The sequence below is a fragment of the Pantoea sp. XY16 genome (assembly GCF_025153065.1).
Classification (GTDB): domain Bacteria; phylum Pseudomonadota; class Gammaproteobacteria; order Enterobacterales; family Enterobacteriaceae; genus Pantoea; species Pantoea alfalfae.
The window spans coordinates 17,535-33,753 of the sequence record NZ_JANZNP010000002.1 but is presented as its reverse complement, the minus strand read 5'-3'; the positions used below and the strand labels follow the sequence as shown (position 1 = coordinate 33,753).

16 protein-coding genes are annotated in these 16,219 nt (G+C 58.4%); 6 read left to right on the top strand and 10 right to left on the bottom strand.

Annotated elements, in window-relative coordinates; translation table 11 throughout:
• Positions 1-23: 23 nt before the first annotated feature.
• Entirely contained in the window at positions 24-947 is a 924-nt protein-coding gene (gene yvcK / locus N1689_RS01800) for a uridine diphosphate-N-acetylglucosamine-binding protein YvcK (protein ID WP_161736232.1), read from the top strand.
• Here the strand turns inward: yvcK and uvrB are convergent.
• Positions 931-2,952, bottom strand: a complete 2,022-nt coding sequence (uvrB, locus tag N1689_RS01795; RefSeq protein ID WP_161736233.1) for an excinuclease ABC subunit UvrB — start codon at positions 2,950-2,952, stop codon at positions 931-933. The two genes, yvcK and uvrB, sit on opposite strands and share 17 nt — an antisense overlap.
• An 892-nt stretch (positions 2,953-3,844) precedes the next feature.
• Here uvrB and N1689_RS01790 point away from each other — a divergent pair.
• Positions 3,845-4,567: an ABC transporter ATP-binding protein gene (locus tag N1689_RS01790; protein WP_013357183.1), complete on the top strand. Its 723-nt coding sequence runs from the start codon at positions 3,845-3,847 to the stop codon at positions 4,565-4,567.
• A gap of 3 nt (positions 4,568-4,570) precedes the next feature.
• Here the strand turns inward: N1689_RS01790 and bioD are convergent, their stop codons facing one another.
• Genes bioD through bioB form a run of 4 tightly spaced genes read right to left on the bottom strand, consistent with a single transcriptional unit; the run spans position 4,571 to position 8,160 of the window.
• The gene (gene bioD, locus N1689_RS01785; protein WP_222924324.1) at positions 4,571-5,242 is read right to left on the bottom strand and encodes a dethiobiotin synthase; all 672 of its coding nucleotides are present in this window, start codon (positions 5,240-5,242) and stop codon (positions 4,571-4,573) included.
• Positions 5,239-5,994: a malonyl-ACP O-methyltransferase BioC gene (gene bioC, locus N1689_RS01780; protein ID WP_161736235.1), complete on the bottom strand. Its 756-nt coding sequence runs from the start codon at positions 5,992-5,994 to the stop codon at positions 5,239-5,241. The genes bioD and bioC overlap by 4 nt, the downstream gene beginning before the upstream one ends.
• On the bottom strand, positions 5,978-7,129 hold the full coding sequence (gene bioF / locus N1689_RS01775; protein ID WP_253421369.1) for an 8-amino-7-oxononanoate synthase: 1,152 nt from the start codon (positions 7,127-7,129) through the stop codon (positions 5,978-5,980). Before bioF ends, bioC begins: the two co-directional genes overlap by 17 nt.
• Positions 7,129-8,160: a biotin synthase BioB gene (gene bioB, locus N1689_RS01770; protein ID WP_161736280.1), complete on the bottom strand. Its 1,032-nt coding sequence runs from the start codon at positions 8,158-8,160 to the stop codon at positions 7,129-7,131. The genes bioF and bioB overlap by 1 nt, the downstream gene beginning before the upstream one ends.
• 86 nt (positions 8,161-8,246) lie before the next feature.
• Here bioB and bioA point away from each other — a divergent pair, with 86 nt between their 5' ends.
• Complete coding sequence (gene bioA, locus N1689_RS01765) at positions 8,247-9,551, top strand: adenosylmethionine--8-amino-7-oxononanoate transaminase (protein ID WP_260057704.1); 1,305 nt, start codon at positions 8,247-8,249, stop codon at positions 9,549-9,551.
• 75 nt (positions 9,552-9,626) lie between these two features.
• Positions 9,627-10,103: a kinase inhibitor gene (locus N1689_RS01760; RefSeq protein WP_013357177.1), complete on the top strand. Its 477-nt coding sequence runs from the start codon at positions 9,627-9,629 to the stop codon at positions 10,101-10,103.
• 333 nt (positions 10,104-10,436) lie between these two features.
• Here N1689_RS01760 and pgl read toward each other — a convergent pair whose 3' ends face one another.
• Entirely contained in the window at positions 10,437-11,438 is a 1,002-nt protein-coding gene (gene pgl / locus N1689_RS01755; RefSeq protein WP_161736277.1) for a 6-phosphogluconolactonase, read from the bottom strand.
• 155 nt (positions 11,439-11,593) lie between these two features.
• Between pgl and N1689_RS01750 the strand changes: the two genes are divergently transcribed.
• Positions 11,594-12,412, top strand: coding sequence for a pyridoxal phosphatase (locus N1689_RS01750; RefSeq protein WP_253421362.1), 819 nt, complete (start codon positions 11,594-11,596; stop codon positions 12,410-12,412).
• Here N1689_RS01750 and modC read toward each other — a convergent pair whose 3' ends face one another.
• The 4 genes from modC to N1689_RS01730 form a co-directional block, all read right to left on the bottom strand.
• A complete protein-coding gene (gene modC / locus N1689_RS01745) occupies positions 12,413-13,471 on the bottom strand; it encodes a molybdenum ABC transporter ATP-binding protein ModC (protein ID WP_222924332.1) in 1,059 nt (352 codons plus the stop codon). It abuts the gene before it with no gap.
• On the bottom strand, positions 13,471-14,160 hold the full coding sequence (gene modB, locus N1689_RS01740) for a molybdate ABC transporter permease subunit (protein WP_161736274.1): 690 nt from the start codon (positions 14,158-14,160) through the stop codon (positions 13,471-13,473). Before modB ends, modC begins: the two co-directional genes overlap by 1 nt.
• Positions 14,157-14,930, bottom strand: coding sequence for a molybdate ABC transporter substrate-binding protein (gene modA / locus N1689_RS01735; protein ID WP_161736273.1), 774 nt, complete (start codon positions 14,928-14,930; stop codon positions 14,157-14,159). The genes modB and modA overlap by 4 nt, the downstream gene beginning before the upstream one ends.
• Before the next feature lie 145 nt (positions 14,931-15,075).
• Entirely contained in the window at positions 15,076-15,231 is a 156-nt protein-coding gene (locus N1689_RS01730; protein WP_033731900.1) for an AcrZ family multidrug efflux pump-associated protein, read from the bottom strand.
• A gap of 136 nt (positions 15,232-15,367) precedes the next feature.
• Here N1689_RS01730 and modE point away from each other — a divergent pair, with 136 nt between their 5' ends.
• Complete coding sequence (gene modE / locus N1689_RS01725) at positions 15,368-16,150, top strand: molybdenum-dependent transcriptional regulator (protein WP_222924333.1); 783 nt, start codon at positions 15,368-15,370, stop codon at positions 16,148-16,150.
• Positions 16,151-16,219 lie beyond the last annotated feature (69 nt).

Below are 16,219 nucleotides of genomic sequence, written 5' to 3'. Positions count from 1 at the left end.
GCGAAAGGATAGTAAGGAGAAGTATGAATCGCACACTGGCCGATCTTGATCGCGTTGTGGCACTGGGCGGCGGACACGGTTTAGGCCGCGTGATGTCGGCTCTTTCCCCGCTGGGCTCACGTCTCACCGGCATCGTCACCACCACCGACAACGGCGGATCGACCGGCCGCATTCGTCGATCCGAAGGCGGTATCGCCTGGGGCGACATGCGCAACTGCCTCAACCAGCTGATTGCAGAACCGAGCGTCGCCTCCGCGATGTTCGAGTATCGCTTTGCCGGTAACGGCGAACTGGCCGGTCACAATCTCGGTAACCTGATGCTGCGCGCGCTGGATCATCTGAGCGTTCGTCCGCTGGAAGCGATCAACATCATCCGTAACCTGCTGAAGGTCGACGCCTTTTTAATCCCGATGTCAGAGCAGCCAGTGGATCTGGTGGCGATGGATGCCGAAGGCAATATGGTTTACGGCGAAACCGCGATTGACGAGATGAAGCAGCCGCCGCAGGAGTTGATGCTGCACCCCAACGTCCAGCCGACGCGGGAAGCGCTACAGGCTGTTGCAGAAGCGGATCTGATCCTGATTGGCCCAGGCAGTTTCTATACCAGCCTGATGCCGATTCTGCTGATGGAAGAGATGGCGCAGGCACTGCGTCGCACGCCTGCCACTATGGTGTTTATCGGTAATCTGGGTCGCGAGCTGAGTCCTGCCGCGGCCAGTCTTTCGGTGGCTGACAAGCTTCAGATGATGGAACGTTATATCGGCAAGCGGGTGATTGATGCGGTCGTGGTCGGTCCGGCGGTCGCCACAGAGGGCATTGAGAACCGGCTGATTGTCCGTGAACCGCTGGAGGCCGCTGACATTAAATATCGTCACGACCGCCAGCTGTTACGGGTGGCGCTGGAACACGCCATTCAGGGCTTTGACGGCGCTACGAGGCCGCAATAAACAGCGTTCGCAGCTCATGCAGCTGATCGCGCACGCTGGCTGCCTGTTCGAACTCCAGGTTCTGCGCGTGCTGCTGCATCTGCCCTTCCAGCTCGTGGATCTTCTTCTGCAGCGCCTGCGGCGTTAGCAGTTGCAAATCGGCCAGTGCCTGAGCTTCGCCAGGTCGGGCGGGTTTCGCTTTACCACGGGTTTTCACCACGTTGTTGCCCAGTTCCAGAATATCGGTGATCTTCTTATTCAGGCCCTGCGGCACAATGCCGTTCTGCTCGTTGTGCAGCTGCTGCTTCTCACGGCGGCGCTCCGTCTCTTCAATGGCGCGCGCCATTGACGGCGTGATTTTATCGCCATAAAGAATCGCCTTGCCGTTGATGTTACGCGCCGCACGACCAATGGTCTGAATCAGCGATCGTTCGGAACGCAGGAAGCCCTCTTTATCCGCATCCAGAATCGCCACCAGCGACACTTCCGGCATATCCAGCCCCTCACGCAGTAAGTTGATGCCTACCAGTACATCAAACTCACCCAGACGTAAGTCGCGGATAATCTCCATACGCTCTACGGTGTCGATGTCGGAGTGCAGATAGCGCACTTTCTCGCCATGCTCCGTGAGATACTCGGTAAGATCTTCCGCCATGCGCTTGGTCAGCACCGTCACCAGCACACGTTCGTTGATCGCCACGCGCTGACGGATCTCGGACAGCAGATCGTCAACCTGCGTCCCGACCGGACGCACTTCGATGATCGGGTCCAGCAGGCCGGTAGGACGTACCACCTGATCGACTACTTCATCGCCCGATTTTTCCAGCTCATATTTGCCCGGCGTTGCCGAGACATAGATGGTCTGCGGGGCCAGCGCCTCAAACTCTTCAAACTTCATCGGACGGTTGTCCAGCGCCGACGGCAGGCGGAAGCCATACTCCACCAGCGTCTCTTTACGCGCCCGATCGCCTTTGTACATGCCGCCAATCTGCGGGATGGTCACATGCGACTCATCCACCACCAGCAGGCCATCGGCGGGCAGATAGTCAAACAGCGTCGGCGGCGCTTCGCCCGGTCCGCGTGCGGAGAGGTAGCGCGAGTAGTTTTCGATACCGGAGCAGTAACCCAGCTCACTCATCATCTCAAGGTCAAACTGGGTACGCTGGGTAATACGCTGCTCTTCCAGCAGCTTATTGTTCTCCAGCAATACCCGGCGACGGTCCGCCAGCTCGACTTTGATATCTTCCATCGCCTGCAGAATACGCTCACGCGGCGTCACGTAGTGCGTCTTGGGATAGATGGTAAAGCGCGGCACTACTGAATCGATCTGACCGGTCAGCGGGTCAAACAGCGACAGACGCTCGACCTCTTCGTCAAACAGTTCGACGCGCAGCGCGATATCGTCCGACTCTGCCGGGAAGATATCGATCACTTCGCCACGCACGCGGAAAGTGCCGCGCTGGAACGCCTGGTCGTTACGGGTGTATTGCAGCTCTGACAGGCGGCGCAGAATGCTGCGCTGATCGATAATCATGCCGCGGGTCAGGTGCAACATCATTTTGAGATAGAGATCGGGATCGCCCAGACCGTAGATCGCCGAAACCGACGCCACCACGATAACGTCGCGCCGTTCAAGCAGCGCCTTGGTGGCCGACAGACGCATCTGTTCGATGTGTTCGTTAACCGATGCATCCTTTTCGATAAAGGTATCGGAGCTCGGCACATAGGCTTCAGGCTGATAGTAGTCGTAGTAAGAGACGAAAAACTCGACGGCGTTATCCGGGAAAAACTCTTTCATCTCGCCATAGAGCTGAGCCGCCAGCGTCTTGTTCGGTGCCAGCACCATCGTCGGGCGGTTAAGGTCAGCAATGACGTTGGCGACGGTAAACGTTTTACCTGAGCCGGTCACGCCTAATAAGGTCTGATGGGCCAGTCCATCCTCCAGCCCCTCTTCCAGGCGACGGATCGCCTCAGGCTGGTCGCCCGAAGGTTTAAAGGCGGAATTGAGTTTAAAAGCTTTGGTCATGAATGCAGTTCCTGCTGGAGAAGTCGGCGGGCAGGCACTTATTTTACTCTGCTATGGTGATTTTGCCAGAAAATAATACTGGATATAAAAACAGTAATCGTGCAAAGTTAATGCAATCAGGGTGAGTCTTAGCCTGCCCGTATTGTGGAGGCGTTATCGCAAAGCGAGTTGCGCAATGTTATCCCCAGACCGGGATCAGATTTAACATTTGTCAATAGAACGTCACAAAATTACAGTTCGGTTACCTGACAGAGAATTCGCAGGCTTGTTTTTTGATAACCAGCTGATTTTATTGATTTAAGCTCATAAGGCCAGAATCTCGTCATTATGTTACCAGGCCGCGTATTTCCTCGCTTCTAACCGGTTTTCATTACCTAATGCACAAGGTTATCCACAGGAATGGTGGATAAGTGATGGCAGCCCCGCCGCCATCAGCTGTGTATAATTTTTCCCTGCCCTCCCGCCTCAGTGAAAATAATTTTTTTTGCGTTAAATTTCGCGTTGGCTGCTGACGGATTATTCTGCATTTTTAATCTGTCTTCTGGCGTGGCACGCAAATTATCATCATTCCACTAAGATTCTTAATCAGACATTCTGCGTTACTGCAGCACGTCTGCACCACAAACAGCGCCCGCAGGCACTGTAAAAGTGCAGGCGCGTGATGACCATGGGTAATTGATAAGTTTTTCTCACCTTTTATCCCTGATACAGCGCGCTGTAGCAGGAAACAGGGCCATTTTAAGATCTGGCCTGGGAATTGCAGGAGTCAGTAACGTCACCGCGCTTTATGCGCACTGTGCTGCAATGGTGAGGCTGCCGTTGCTGATGACTTGTTTGCCAGACGACAGAGAGCGGAAGCAATCAGGCTAATGATCGGGAAGGAGAGTGTCAGATGCTGAGTCTACGTTCGGTAAATCAATTTTACGGTCAGAACCATATTCTGTGGGATGTGGACCTGGATCTGTCGCCTGGCACCTGCACCGGCATTCTGGGCCGTCCTGGCATGGGCAAAACCACGCTGGTCAACTGCATTATGGGCAGATTGCCGATTAACAGCGGCACAATTTCCTGGAAAGAGGATGGCTCGCCGCCGGAAGATTTGCTGCTGCAACCGGCTGAACAGCGGGCGCAGATGGGGATTGGCTATGTGCCTCAGGGCCGCCATATTTTTACCCAGATGAGCGTGGAAGATAACCTGCTGATTGCCCTGCTCGCGGGTGCCAGCCAGCGCGACCGTCATCGTGCTATTCCTGAAATGGTATTTGATTTGTTCCCGGCGCTCTACTCGCTGCGCCAGCAACGCAGCGGCGATCTGCCCATCGATCAGCAGCAACAGCTGGCACTGGCGCGCGCGCTGGTGCTGCAGCCAAAACTGCTGATTCTGGATGAGCCGACTGATGGGATGTCGCCGTGGCTGGAAGAGGAGATGGGCAACCTGATCCGCCGGCTTAACCTTGATTACGGGCTGACCATTCTGCTGCTGGAGCAGCGGCTGTCGCTGATCCGGCGTGTGGCGGACTATTTCCTGCTGCTGCACCGTGGCCGTAATGTGGCGCAGGGCAGCATGGAGCAGCTCGATGACCACACCGTGGATAAGTGGCTGACGGTCGCCTGAACCTCACTGCGGCAGCGTCAGGTACTGTCCACAGGACGCCTGCTGCGCTGCATCGGTGAGATACGGAATCGTGCCCAGGCAGGGGGCAGGTAGTCGTTGCTTCAGGCTGGAGAGATATTCCTGATAGCGTTTGCCTGGCGGCTCGACGGTGTTAGCGATCCAGCCCACCAGCAGCAGGCCACGCGCGCGCACCGCCTCGGCGGTGAGCATGGCGTGATTGATGCAGCCGAGCTTAATTCCCACCACCAGAATCACGGGCAGCTGTTCGCTGACCACCCAGTCCGCATAGGTGTGCGTCTCTGACAACGGGGTATACCAGCCGCCCGCGCCTTCGACCAGAATCCAGTCCGCCAGCGGCTCCAGCGCTGCCAGACCTGCTGACAGTGCCAGATGGGTGATCGGCCTGCCCTCTTCAGCGCTGACGATGTGCGGCGAGGTCGGTTCGATAAACGCCAGCGGATTGACCTGCTGGTAGCTCAACGGCACGCTGCTGAAGCGCTGCAGCGCCAGCGCATCACTGTTGCGGAGCCCCTCTGGCGTCATCTCACAGCCTGAAGCAACCGGCTTATAGCCTGCACAGCGGTAGCCCGCAGCGGCGGCGGCCTGCAACAGTGCGCCGCTGGCGACAGTTTTACCGACTTCGGTGTCGGTGCCGGTAATAAACAGCCGTTTCATGATGCACTTACTCCATAAATTAAATGGTAACTCAGGCGATAGCCGTGCCGGTCGCGCGGCCAGTGCGCCTCTAACTGGTTGAGTCGTTGTCGGGTGAGGAGCTGCCCGTCGCGGCCCTGATGCAGATGGGTCGCGCCGATCCCTTTCAGCGAACGCATGGCGCTGAGCGCATCGGGAAAATGCAGCGTCACTTTTTCCGCGCTGCAATGCAGTTGCTCTGCGTAGCAGGCCGCCGCAATCTGCGTCTCGCTGAGAAAGCGGTTGGCGTGCGGCGACGCATCCAGATGGGACCAGGCTTCATGCACCTCCTGCAACGAGCCATCGCCCAGCGTAGAAAACAGCAGCGTGCCAGTGGGGCGCAGCACGCGCCGGAACTGACGCAGCGCGCCGGGCAGATTTTCACTCCACTGCACAGCCAGGTTACTCCACACCAGGTCGAGGCTGTTATCCGCCAGCGGCAGTGCGTCGATGTCGCCCGCCAGATAGTGCTGCGCCGCGTCGTTGTCCCGCGCCTGTTGCAGCATCTGCGGAGAGAGATCCAGCGCCGTGACCTGTTTGCCCCGCTCACGCCATACCCTGCTGTACCAGCCGGTGCCACACCCGGCATCCAGCAGCTGCAGTCCGCTCTGTACGGGTGCACGTGCCAGCAGCGCATTGCCGCTGAGGCGCTGCAGCGCAGCATGCGCATCATAATGGCTGGCCGCGCGGCCAAAGGCGCGCGCCACCGCCTGCTTATCAACCCGCAGCGTCATGCAGCGCCTCCAGTAACCGGTCAATATCTTCAGGGCGATGTGCCGCGGTCAGGGTAATACGCAGCCGGGCCGTTCCCGGCGGCACGGTAGGCGGTCGGATCGCACTGACCCAGCAGCCTGCCTCCGCCAGTCGCTGAGAGAGCGCCATTGCATCGCTGTTTTCACCTATCAGCAGCGGCTGAATCGCGCTGGCAGAGTCCATCAATTGCCACGGCAGCGAGGCCGCGCCACGCCGGAAATGCGCAATGTTCTGCTGCAACTGCTGGCGCAGCACATCGCCCTGCTGAATTTCGCGCAGCGCCGCCTGCAGCGCAGTGGCTTGTGCGGCGGGCATGGCGGTGGAGTAAATCAGATGCCGGCTGAACTGCAGGAAATAGTCAGCGATATCGGCGTCGCACAGCAGCGCAGCACCGCTGACGCCAAAAGCTTTGCCAAAGGTGACCACCAGCAGTTCCGGTTTAACGCCCTGCTGCCAGCAGCTGCCGCGCCCCTGCTCACCTACTACACCGATGCCGTGTGCATCATCCACCAGCAGCCAGCCCTCTGCCTGCTGCGTCTGTTGTGCCAGCGCAGCCAGCGGCGCACTGTCGCCATCCATGCTGAAAATCCCCTCGGTCACCACCAGCGTCTCCCCCTCGCAGGGTGACGCGAGCCGTGCTGCCAGGCTCTCCGGATCGTTATGACTGAAACGCCGCAGCTGCGCCGGGCTGTGGCTGGCGGCGTCGAGCAGCGAGGCATGGCTGAGTTTATCGGCCAGGATGCGATCGTTTTTCTCGCCCAGCAGATGAATCACCGCCTGATTGGCCGCGAATCCGGAGATAAACAGCAGCGCACGGTCGTAGCCGAGCCAGTCGGCCAGCTGCGCCTCAAGATCGGCGTGCTGACGGTGATAACCGGTGACGTGTCCCGAGGCACCCGCCCCCGCCCCCGCCTGCGCCGCGCCCTGCTGCCAGCCCGCAATCACCGCCGGATGGCGGGTTAAACCAAGATAGTCATTGCTGGAGAAGTGCAGATAGCGGCGGCCACCGCTCTCTAACGTGCGGGTGGCTTGCTGATCGATGATTCGACGCTGCCGCCAGCCATCGGCCGCACGGCGCTGCGCCAGCCCCTGCTGAAGTCGTTGCTGCCAGCTCATTACAGTGCCGCGTTGTAGAACTGTTCAGTGTCGGCATGGAACAGCTGCTCGCTGAGTTGTTCTTCCTGCTGCTGATCGCCATGTTGGGTGTGGGTATGCTCCGGGTTCAGCCCCAGTTTGCGGAACAGCACGCGGTCTTTATCCTCTTCCGGATTCGGCGTGGTCAGCAGTTTGCAGCCGTAGAAAATCGAGTTCGCCCCGGCCATAAAGCACATCGCCTGAGTCTGCTCGCTCATCTGCTCGCGGCCCGCGGAGAGACGCACATGCGAGGTTGGCATCATGATGCGCGCTACCGCGATGGTGCGGATAAAATCGAAAGGCTCTACGTCATCGTTGTCCGCCAGCGGCGTGCCTTTGACCTTGACCAGCATGTTGATCGGCACGCTCTCTGGCGGCGTCGGCAGATTGGCTAACTGCACCAGCAGACCGGCGCGGTCGTTCACGGTTTCGCCCAGGCCAACGATACCGCCCGAACAGACTTTGATCCCGGCGTCGCGCACTTTGCCCAGCGTATCGAGACGTTCCTGGTAGCTGCGGGTCGTGATGATAGAGCCGTAGAATTCCGGTGAGGTGTCGAGGTTATGGTTGTAGTAATCGAGGCCCGCGCCCGCCAGCCGCTGCGCCTGTTGATCGCTGAGCGTACCGAGCGTCATGCAGGTTTCCATTCCCATCGCCTTCACGCCTTCAACCATTTTTTCCAGGTAAGGCATATCGCGCTCGTGCGGGTTTTTCCACGCGGCACCCATGCAGAAACGGGTTGAACCCGCGGCTTTGGCCTGACGCGCGGAGGTCAGTACCTCCTCCACTTCCATCAGACGTTCCGACTCCAGGCCGGTCTTGTAGCGCGCGCTCTGCGGGCAATATTTGCAATCTTCCGGACAGGCGCCGGTTTTAATCGACAGCAGGGTACTGACCTGCACCTGGCGCGGGTCGAAGTGCTGACGATGCACCTGCTGCGCTTTAAACATCAGTTCAAGAAAAGGTTGATCAAACAGCGCTTGCGCCTGTGCAATTGTCCAGCGTTTAGCCATTAGGTACTCCAGAAAAGGGTGTCATCCCGACAGAAAGCAGGGGTATACTTGTAAACTATATTTTTTTATTTTGGTTTACAACTCCGATGACTACCCCCCTTTTCTCCCTGGATGATGCCCGTTTTGACCGCCAGCATATCTGGCATCCTTACACCTCGATGCGGGATCCCCTGCCCTGCTATCCGGTCGTTGCCGCGCAGGGTTTTCAGCTGCAGCTGGCCGATGGCCGTGAGCTGGTGGATGGAATGTCATCGTGGTGGGCGGCAATTCATGGTTACAACCATCCCCGCCTGAACCGGGCGCTCACGGAGCAGGTCACGCAGATGTCGCACGTGATGTTTGGCGGCATTACCCATCCGGCAGCAGTGGCACTCTGTCGTCAGCTGGTGGCGATGACACCTGAGGCGCTGGAGTGCGTTTTCCTGGCCGATTCCGGCTCGGTAGCAGTGGAAGTATCGATGAAGATGGCGCTGCAGTACTGGCTGGGCCGGGGTGAAACTCGCCAGCAGTTCCTGACGCTGAAGCGCGGCTATCACGGCGATACCTTTGCCGCGATGTCGGTCTGCGATCCCGAGAACTCGATGCACAGCCTGTGGCGCGGTTATTTGCCTGAGCACCACTTTGCGGCGGCTCCGGCCTGCGGCTTTGATGATGAATGGGACGCGCGCGACTTCGATGATTTTACCCGACTGATCGAACAGCATCACCAGCAACTGGCGGCGGTGATCCTGGAGCCGATTGTGCAGGGTGCGGGCGGGATGCGTTTCTATCATCCGCGCTATCTGCAGCAGGTCCGGGAAGCGTGCGACCGCTATGGCGTGCTGCTGATAGCGGATGAGATCGCCACCGGATTTGGCCGCACCGGCAAGCTCTTTGCCTGTGAACACGCGGGTATTACCGCGGATATTCTTTGTGTCGGCAAAGCGCTGACCGGCGGCATGATGACGCTGGCGGCGACCCTCACTACCCGCGAGGTGGCTGATACCATCAGCCGCAGCGCGGCAGGCTGTTTTATGCATGGCCCGACATTTATGGGGAATCCGCTGGCCTGCGCGGTGGCGGCGGAGAGCCTGAGCATGCTGGCGGAAGGTGACTGGCAGCGACAGGTGGCCGCGATCGAACAGCAGCTGCGGGCTGAGCTGCTGCCGCTGCGCCGTTCACCACAGGTGGCCGATGTGCGCGTGCTGGGGGCGATTGGCGTGGTGGAAACCCATCAGCCGGTCAACATGGCGGCACTACAGCAGTTCTTTGTTGAACAGGGCGTCTGGATCCGGCCGTTTGGCCGACTGATTTACCTGATGCCGCCCTACATCATCTCGCCGCAGGCGCTGAGTCAGCTGGTGCAGGCGATGGGCAGCGCGCTGGAACATTCGCAACATTTTGCCGCCTGATGCGGGCTGACCACTGGCACTGGTGGTGCTTTTGGTTATGATGAAAGGCTATTCATCGACAGTTAAGGAGATGTGATGCGCGTTTTTAGTCAGGACTTTAATGACGGCGAAAAGATGCCAGAAAAGCATGTTTTCAACGGCATGGGTTATCAGGGCGAGAATATTTCTCCCCATCTTGCCTGGGAAGCGGCACCGGAAGGCACCAAAAGTTTTGTGGTGACCTGCTACGATCCTGATGCGCCGACGGGTTCCGGCTGGTGGCACTGGGTCGTGGCGAATATTCCGGCCAGCACCACGTCACTGCCGCAGGGTGCCGGTTCCGGCAAAGCGTCACTGCCAGCAGGCGCAATCCAGACCCGTACCGATTTCGGTCAGGCGGGCTATGGTGGCGCGGCGCCGCCTCAGGGCGAAACCCATCGCTACATTTTCACCGTGCATGCGCTGGATGTGGAGACGATTGAGGTGGATGAAGGCGCCAGTGGCGCAATGGTCGGCTTTAATGTGCATTTCCACGCACTGGCGAGCGCCTCGCTGACCGTGAATTATCAGTAATTCAGTCCGTCTGACAAACCCAAAGCTGAGTGACCTGGCAGCAACGCATTAGCTTAAACTGCAGGGAATAGGGTCAGAGGAGGAAAGCGTCCCGCCGCCCGGAAAAAAACGCCGGGAGCGTTTTTGAACAACGCAACGCGTTGGCCCGGCAACGGACGCACCTCAGGAATGAGGTGCGTAATTGCGCGGGTCGAGCACGCCATGGATGGCGGCTTTTGCGTCTTTCCGATCTGACCCTATTGCCTGTGTCTGCACGATCTCACAGCTGGCAGTGGCAAACGCCGTCAACAATTTCACGCCTCTCCCACCCGGGAGAGGCTTTTTCACGATGCGTTACGCCTGCAACTGGTGAATCACCACCCACATCGGGCCCTGCCCTACCGCATAACGTCCCAGCGGCTGTAACAGCCCCTTCGGTTCGCTAATCGCATACACTTCGATGTGATGCGATTTCTGTCCCGCCGCCACCAGAAAACGTCCGCTGTGATCGATATTGAACCCGCGCGGCTGCGTTTCCGTCGGCTGGAACCCTTCCAGCGTCAGTTCATCGCCCAGTTCGCTGACGCTGAAAATCGCCAGCGTGCTGCTGGTGCGGTCGCAGGCGTAGAGGAAACGGCCATCCGGCGTCAGGTGAATATCGGCTGCCCAGCGCGTACCGCTGAAGTCCGGCGGCATCATATCCAGCGTCTGCACGCTTTCCGCTTCGCCTTCACCGGTATTTAATGCCCAGACATCAACAGTACTGTCCAGCTCATTCACGCAGTAAGCATACTGGCCGCCCGGATGGAACTGCATATGACGCGGGCCTGCACCCTCTACCGTCGTGACCTGCGCCTGTTTGCGCGGCGTCAGCTGACCGTCTGCGCCCAGCGCAAACAGACAGATACGATCCTGCTTCAGTGCCGGGACGTAGAGCGTTTTATTGTCAGTGTCGATATTGGCTGAGTGACAGCCATCCAGGCCGTTGATTACCTGTAGCGGGGCCTGCGGAATGCCATCATCGCCAATCGGGCTGACGCTGACGCAGGCATCATTGTAGGAGCCGCAGAACAGGAACCGGCCCTCGCGATCGGTGGAAATGTGGGTCGGACTGCCGGGCAGCGTTGCCTGACCGGCTTCGGTCAGCGTACCATCGGCGGCAATCCGGAACGCCAGCACGCGAAAATTGGGACGCACACCGACATAGAGAAAATCGCGTTTCGGACTCACCACCATCGGCTGAACCTGGCCGGCGACATCGATCACCTGAAGCAACGTCAGCGCACCCTCATCATTCATCTGCCAGACGTGAATCTGCTGGCTCTCGGGACTGGCGGTGTAGACAACCTGTTTCATGCATTCTCCTTTTTTTGCTGCCTGATCATATCTGTGAATCACTGTAGCGCGTTTTATTACCCTACGCTGGAATCATTTGTGCCCTGTTTTTTGTCTCCGGACCGTGGACAGGTGTAGACTTCAGCCCCTGCAAACCTGAAAAAACGAGAGGATGAATGAGCTACCGAGTAATTGCCCTCGACCTCGACGGCACGCTGCTGACCCCAGCCAAAACGATTCTGCCGCAGTCAATTGACGCGCTGAACCAGGCCCGCCAGGCGGGTGTTCATGTCGCTATCGTGACCGGACGCCATCACTGCGCTATCCACCCTTTTTATCAGGCGCTACAACTGGATACACCCGCAATCTGCTGTAATGGCACCTATTTGTATGATTACCGTGCGAAAAAGGTGCTGGCGTCCGATCCTCTCGACCCGCAGCTGGCGTTACAGGTGATTGATAGGCTGGATCAGCAGCAGATTCACGGTTTGCTCTACGTGGATGATGCCATGCTCTATCAGACGCCGACCGGTCATGTGATGCGCACCCTGAAGTGGGCCGAATCGCTGCCTGAGCATCAGCGTCCGCTGTTCTGTCAGGTGCCTGATTTAGCCCAGGCGGCACGTGACGCCGGTTCGATCTGGAAGTTTGCCCTGTCGCACGACAACCATCAGGAGCTGCAACAGTTCGCCACTACAGTGGAAGCGGAGCTGGGGCTGGCCTGCGAATGGTCATGGCACGATCAGGTGGATATCGCCAGAGGCGGCAACAGCAAAGGCAAACGGCTGGCGCAGTGGGTTGAATCGCTGGGGCTGAGCATGTCCGATGTGATCGCGTTTGGTGATAACTACAACGACCTCAGCATGCTGGAAACGGCCGGTCTGGGCGTGGCGATGGGCAATGCCGACGAGGCGATCAAAGCGCGGGTGAAAAAGGTAATCGGCACCAATCTTGAACCCGGCATTGCCGACACCCTCCGTCAGTACGTGTTGTAATCAGGGCGTTACCGAAACGCTTTTTATCTGGGCATAAAGCCACTGATCCGGCCGGATGCCCAGTTCATCCCGCGCCCACGGCGTGATGCGCGCCCAGAGTTCGCTGATGCCGATACGCAGCTTCACCTCCACCTGGTCTCCGACCTCCAGCAGCTCAACTACCTGTGCCGGTAAAATGTTGCGAATGGAGGTGTGCTGTGGCGGTTGCAGCGCCAGCGAGACATCTGATGAGGCGATGCGAATACGCAGCGGCGTTTTCACCGGCTGATTCACCCGGCTGACCCAGATGTGTTGATCGCCCAGCGAGAGCGCGGTCATCGGATAGTCGGGATGCTGCTCCAGCACCTGCACCCGCAGCACGCTGGTCAGTTCGCTTACCGGCAGCCATGGCCGCATCGCGCTGCTGCTCCAGACCCGCTCCAGCGGACCAAAGGCTTTGACCTTGCCCGCATCCAGCACCAGCACGTTATCAGCCAGATGCAGGATCTCATCCAGACTGTGCGAGACGTAGAGCATAGGAATATCGACCTGCTTCGCCAGTTTTTGCAGATACGGCATCAGCTCACGTTTGCGCGGCAGATCCAGCGACGCCAGCGGTTCATCAAGCAGCAGCATATCCGGTGCGGTCAGCAGTGCCCGGCCAATCGCAACCCGCTGCTTTTCACCGCCCGACAGCGACAGCGGAAAGCGCGACAGCAGCGCCTCCAGCCCCAGCAGCGAAACCAGGCTGTCGAACTGCGCTTTCATCGCCGGGGCCATACCATATTGCAGGTTGCCCCGGACCCGATAGTGCGGGAAGAGCCGCGCATCCTGAAACACATAGCCGATGCGGCGTTTTTCCGGCGGCAGCGCAACCTTCTGCTCCGCATCAAACAGCAGACGATCGTTAAGCTCAATCCGCCCGCGCTGCGGCTGAGTCAGTCCGCTGATGGCGTTGATCAGTGAGGTTTTACCGGCACCGGAAACACCGAAAATGGCGGTGATGCCTTTGGCCGGGATCTGCAGGTCGATCTCCAGCTGGTGAGCGCCCTGCTGCTGCATAAAATTGAGTGATAGCATCAGCTTCCCATCCGCTTGCGGCCTGCGCGTGCCAGCCCTTCCGACGCCAGCAGTGACGCCAGTGCCAGTACGATAGCGATGATACAGAGCCGCGCCGCCGCACCCTCTGCACCAGGGGTTTCGATCAGGGTAAACATTGCCAGCGGAAGCGTGCGCGTTTCACCGGGAATATTGGACACAAAGGTAATGGTGGCACCGAATTCGCCCAGCGATCGGGCAAACGCCAGCACCGTTCCGGCGATCACGCCTGGCAACGTCAGCGGCAGTGTGATGGTGAAAAAGACCCGCCAGCGTCCGGCACCCAGCGTACGTGCCGCCTGCTCCAGCCGGCTATCCACCGCTTCCAGCGCCAGCCGGATAGCGCGTACCATCAAGGGAAAGGCGATAACGGCGGAAGCCAGCGCTGCACCGCGCCAGCTGAACGCAAAGCTGAAACCGAACCAGTCAAAAAGCTTTTCGCCAATGAAGCCGCGTCGCCCCAGGCTAACCAGCAGCAGATAACCTACCACTACTGGCGGCAGCACCAGCGGCAGGTGGATCAGGCTGTCGAGCAGCGCTTTGCCGGGAAAACGGCAGCGCACCAGAATCCAGGCCATCAGAATGCCAAACGGCAGACTGCCAAGCACGGCTATGCCAGAGACTTTAAGGCTAAGCAGCACTGCCTGCCATTCGGGATCGCTGAGTATCATTTCGTCGGTGTGAATCCGTAATGTTTGAAAATCGCCGCAGCCTGCGGCCCTTTCAGGTAATCATAAAAGGCTTGAACGGTGGCCGTGTCGTGATCGTTTACGATCGCCATCGGATATTCCACCGGTTTGTGACTGGTTGCCGGAAAACGCCCGACCACCTGCACTTTATCGCTGGCGACCGCATCAGATCCGTAGACAATGCCGTATGGGGTTTCGTTACGCTCGACCAGCGCCAGTGCTGCCCGCACATTATTAGCGGGCGCTAACGCGGGCGCAACGCCATCCCAGGCTCCCAGCTTCTGCAACGCCTCTTTAGCATAGATACCCGCCGGAACGTGGTCCGGATCGCCCACCGCCAGACGTTCGCCGTGCAGCAATGTTTTCCAGTCGGTCTGCGGATCCAGCGTCACCGCTTTAGCTGCGGCACTCCGTGGCGCAATCAGTACCAGGTCGTTGCCCAGCAGGGTATAGCGGGTGCGGGTTATCACGCTTTTCTTCGCCACCGCATCATTCATCCACTGCTGATCGGCAGAGATAAACAGGTCGGCAGGCGCACCCTGTTCAAGCTGACGCGCCAGCGTGGAGGATGAGGCGAACGAAGAGACGACTGTCACGCCCTTTTCCTTCTGATACTGACTGGCAATATCCTGCATCGCATTGGTCAGCGAAGCCGCGGCGAACACGGTAATGTTATCGGCGGCCACTGCCTGTCCGGCCAGCGATACGGTGACCAGCGCCGCGACGCCCCAGCGGGTGTAATTTGATGACATGATTCTCTCCGGCTATTCGTTGTGTAGCGAATAATATAACGCAATATCAGGGAGGTTCAGTAAATTATCGGCAGGTGTCAGAGAAGGTTGAATCAATGCGGGACAAAAATGATGACGCTCGCCAGGATGGCGGGCGTCACAGAAATTAATTATGGGAACGGGCTGAAGATTTTTCGCGATGACCCACTTTAGAGAAGATATTAAACACTTCACCCAGGCCATAAATCATACCCAGCATCAGCGCCATTACCACAGGGACCATGAGTACAGCCACGGCGAGGCTTTTCAGTAATTCCAGCATGGAGAGTCTCACTCTGCTAACAAAAAAGTGATTGTAACGGGTCAGTAAAATTTTGCGCAGCCCTTTTCGTGCTTTTACTTTGGACATAAAACGCCGCTATCATCGGCCTTCGCCTTAACCCTTTGCCGGAGTTGTCATGGAAGCCGAACTGTCCCTTCATATCCGTTTACAACAGAAACTGTTTGCCGATCCACGACGTATTGAGCTGCTGAAACGCGTCCAGCAGACCGGCTCGATCAGTCAGGGGGCGAAGCTGGCTGGCATCAGTTACAAAAGTGCCTGGGATGCGATTAATGAGATGAACCAGATGGCGGATGAAACGCTGGTGGCGCGGGCAACCGGCGGCAAAGGCGGCGGCGGTGCAACGCTGACCCGCTACGGTGAACGCCTGATTCAGCTGTTTCATCTGATGGAGCAGATCCAGCAGAAAGCCTTTGATGCACTGCAGCAGGATACACTGCCGCTCGACAGCCTGCTGGCGGCCATCGCCCGCTTTTCACTGCAGACCAGCGCCCGCAACCAGCTGTTCGGCACCGTGGTGAGCAACGATGCGCAGCAGGTGGTTCAGCATCTGATGATTCAGCTGGCTGATGGCGTCACGCAACTCAATGTTGCGCTGACCCAGCGCAGCGCCGATCGTCTGCAGCTGGCGGCGGGTAAAGAGGTGCTGGTGCTGATCAAAGCGCCGTGGATCCGTATCAGTCGTGACGCCGCAGAGGAAGACAATCAGCTGACCGCCATCGTCACTGCCATCGAACCGGGTGAGCAGATGAGTGAGGTGCTGATGCAGCTCGCCAGCGGCGAAACCCTGTGTGCCACTCTGAGTAATGCACAGTTACAGCAGCTGAAGCTGCAGCCCGGCGATGCGGTGATCGCCAGTTTCAATGCAGAGAACGCTATCGTCGCTACCCTGCTCTAGCGGTTGAGTTGACTTCACTGCGGGCAATGGTTACAACTCAGTAACTCGATGCAAAAAATGGAACAGATC

Coding starts and splice junctions, on each gene's coding strand:
- yvcK (WP_161736232.1), top strand. CDS start 24: ATGAATCGCACACTGGCCGATCTTGATCGCGTTGTGGCACTGGGCGGC.
- uvrB (WP_161736233.1), bottom strand. CDS start 2,952: ATGACCAAAGCTTTTAAACTCAATTCCGCCTTTAAACCTTCGGGCGAC.
- N1689_RS01790 (WP_013357183.1), top strand. CDS start 3,845: ATGCTGAGTCTACGTTCGGTAAATCAATTTTACGGTCAGAACCATATT.
- bioD (WP_222924324.1), bottom strand. CDS start 5,242: ATGAAACGGCTGTTTATTACCGGCACCGACACCGAAGTCGGTAAAACT.
- bioC (WP_161736235.1), bottom strand. CDS start 5,994: ATGACGCTGCGGGTTGATAAGCAGGCGGTGGCGCGCGCCTTTGGCCGC.
- bioF (WP_253421369.1), bottom strand. CDS start 7,129: ATGAGCTGGCAGCAACGACTTCAGCAGGGGCTGGCGCAGCGCCGTGCG.
- bioB (WP_161736280.1), bottom strand. CDS start 8,160: ATGGCTAAACGCTGGACAATTGCACAGGCGCAAGCGCTGTTTGATCAA.
- bioA (WP_260057704.1), top strand. CDS start 8,247: ATGACTACCCCCCTTTTCTCCCTGGATGATGCCCGTTTTGACCGCCAG.
- N1689_RS01760 (WP_013357177.1), top strand. CDS start 9,627: ATGCGCGTTTTTAGTCAGGACTTTAATGACGGCGAAAAGATGCCAGAA.
- pgl (WP_161736277.1), bottom strand. CDS start 11,438: ATGAAACAGGTTGTCTACACCGCCAGTCCCGAGAGCCAGCAGATTCAC.
- N1689_RS01750 (WP_253421362.1), top strand. CDS start 11,594: ATGAGCTACCGAGTAATTGCCCTCGACCTCGACGGCACGCTGCTGACC.
- modC (WP_222924332.1), bottom strand. CDS start 13,471: ATGCTATCACTCAATTTTATGCAGCAGCAGGGCGCTCACCAGCTGGAG.
- modB (WP_161736274.1), bottom strand. CDS start 14,160: ATGATACTCAGCGATCCCGAATGGCAGGCAGTGCTGCTTAGCCTTAAA.
- modA (WP_161736273.1), bottom strand. CDS start 14,930: ATGTCATCAAATTACACCCGCTGGGGCGTCGCGGCGCTGGTCACCGTA.
- N1689_RS01730 (WP_033731900.1), bottom strand. CDS start 15,231: ATGCTGGAATTACTGAAAAGCCTCGCCGTGGCTGTACTCATGGTCCCT.
- modE (WP_222924333.1), top strand. CDS start 15,368: ATGGAAGCCGAACTGTCCCTTCATATCCGTTTACAACAGAAACTGTTT.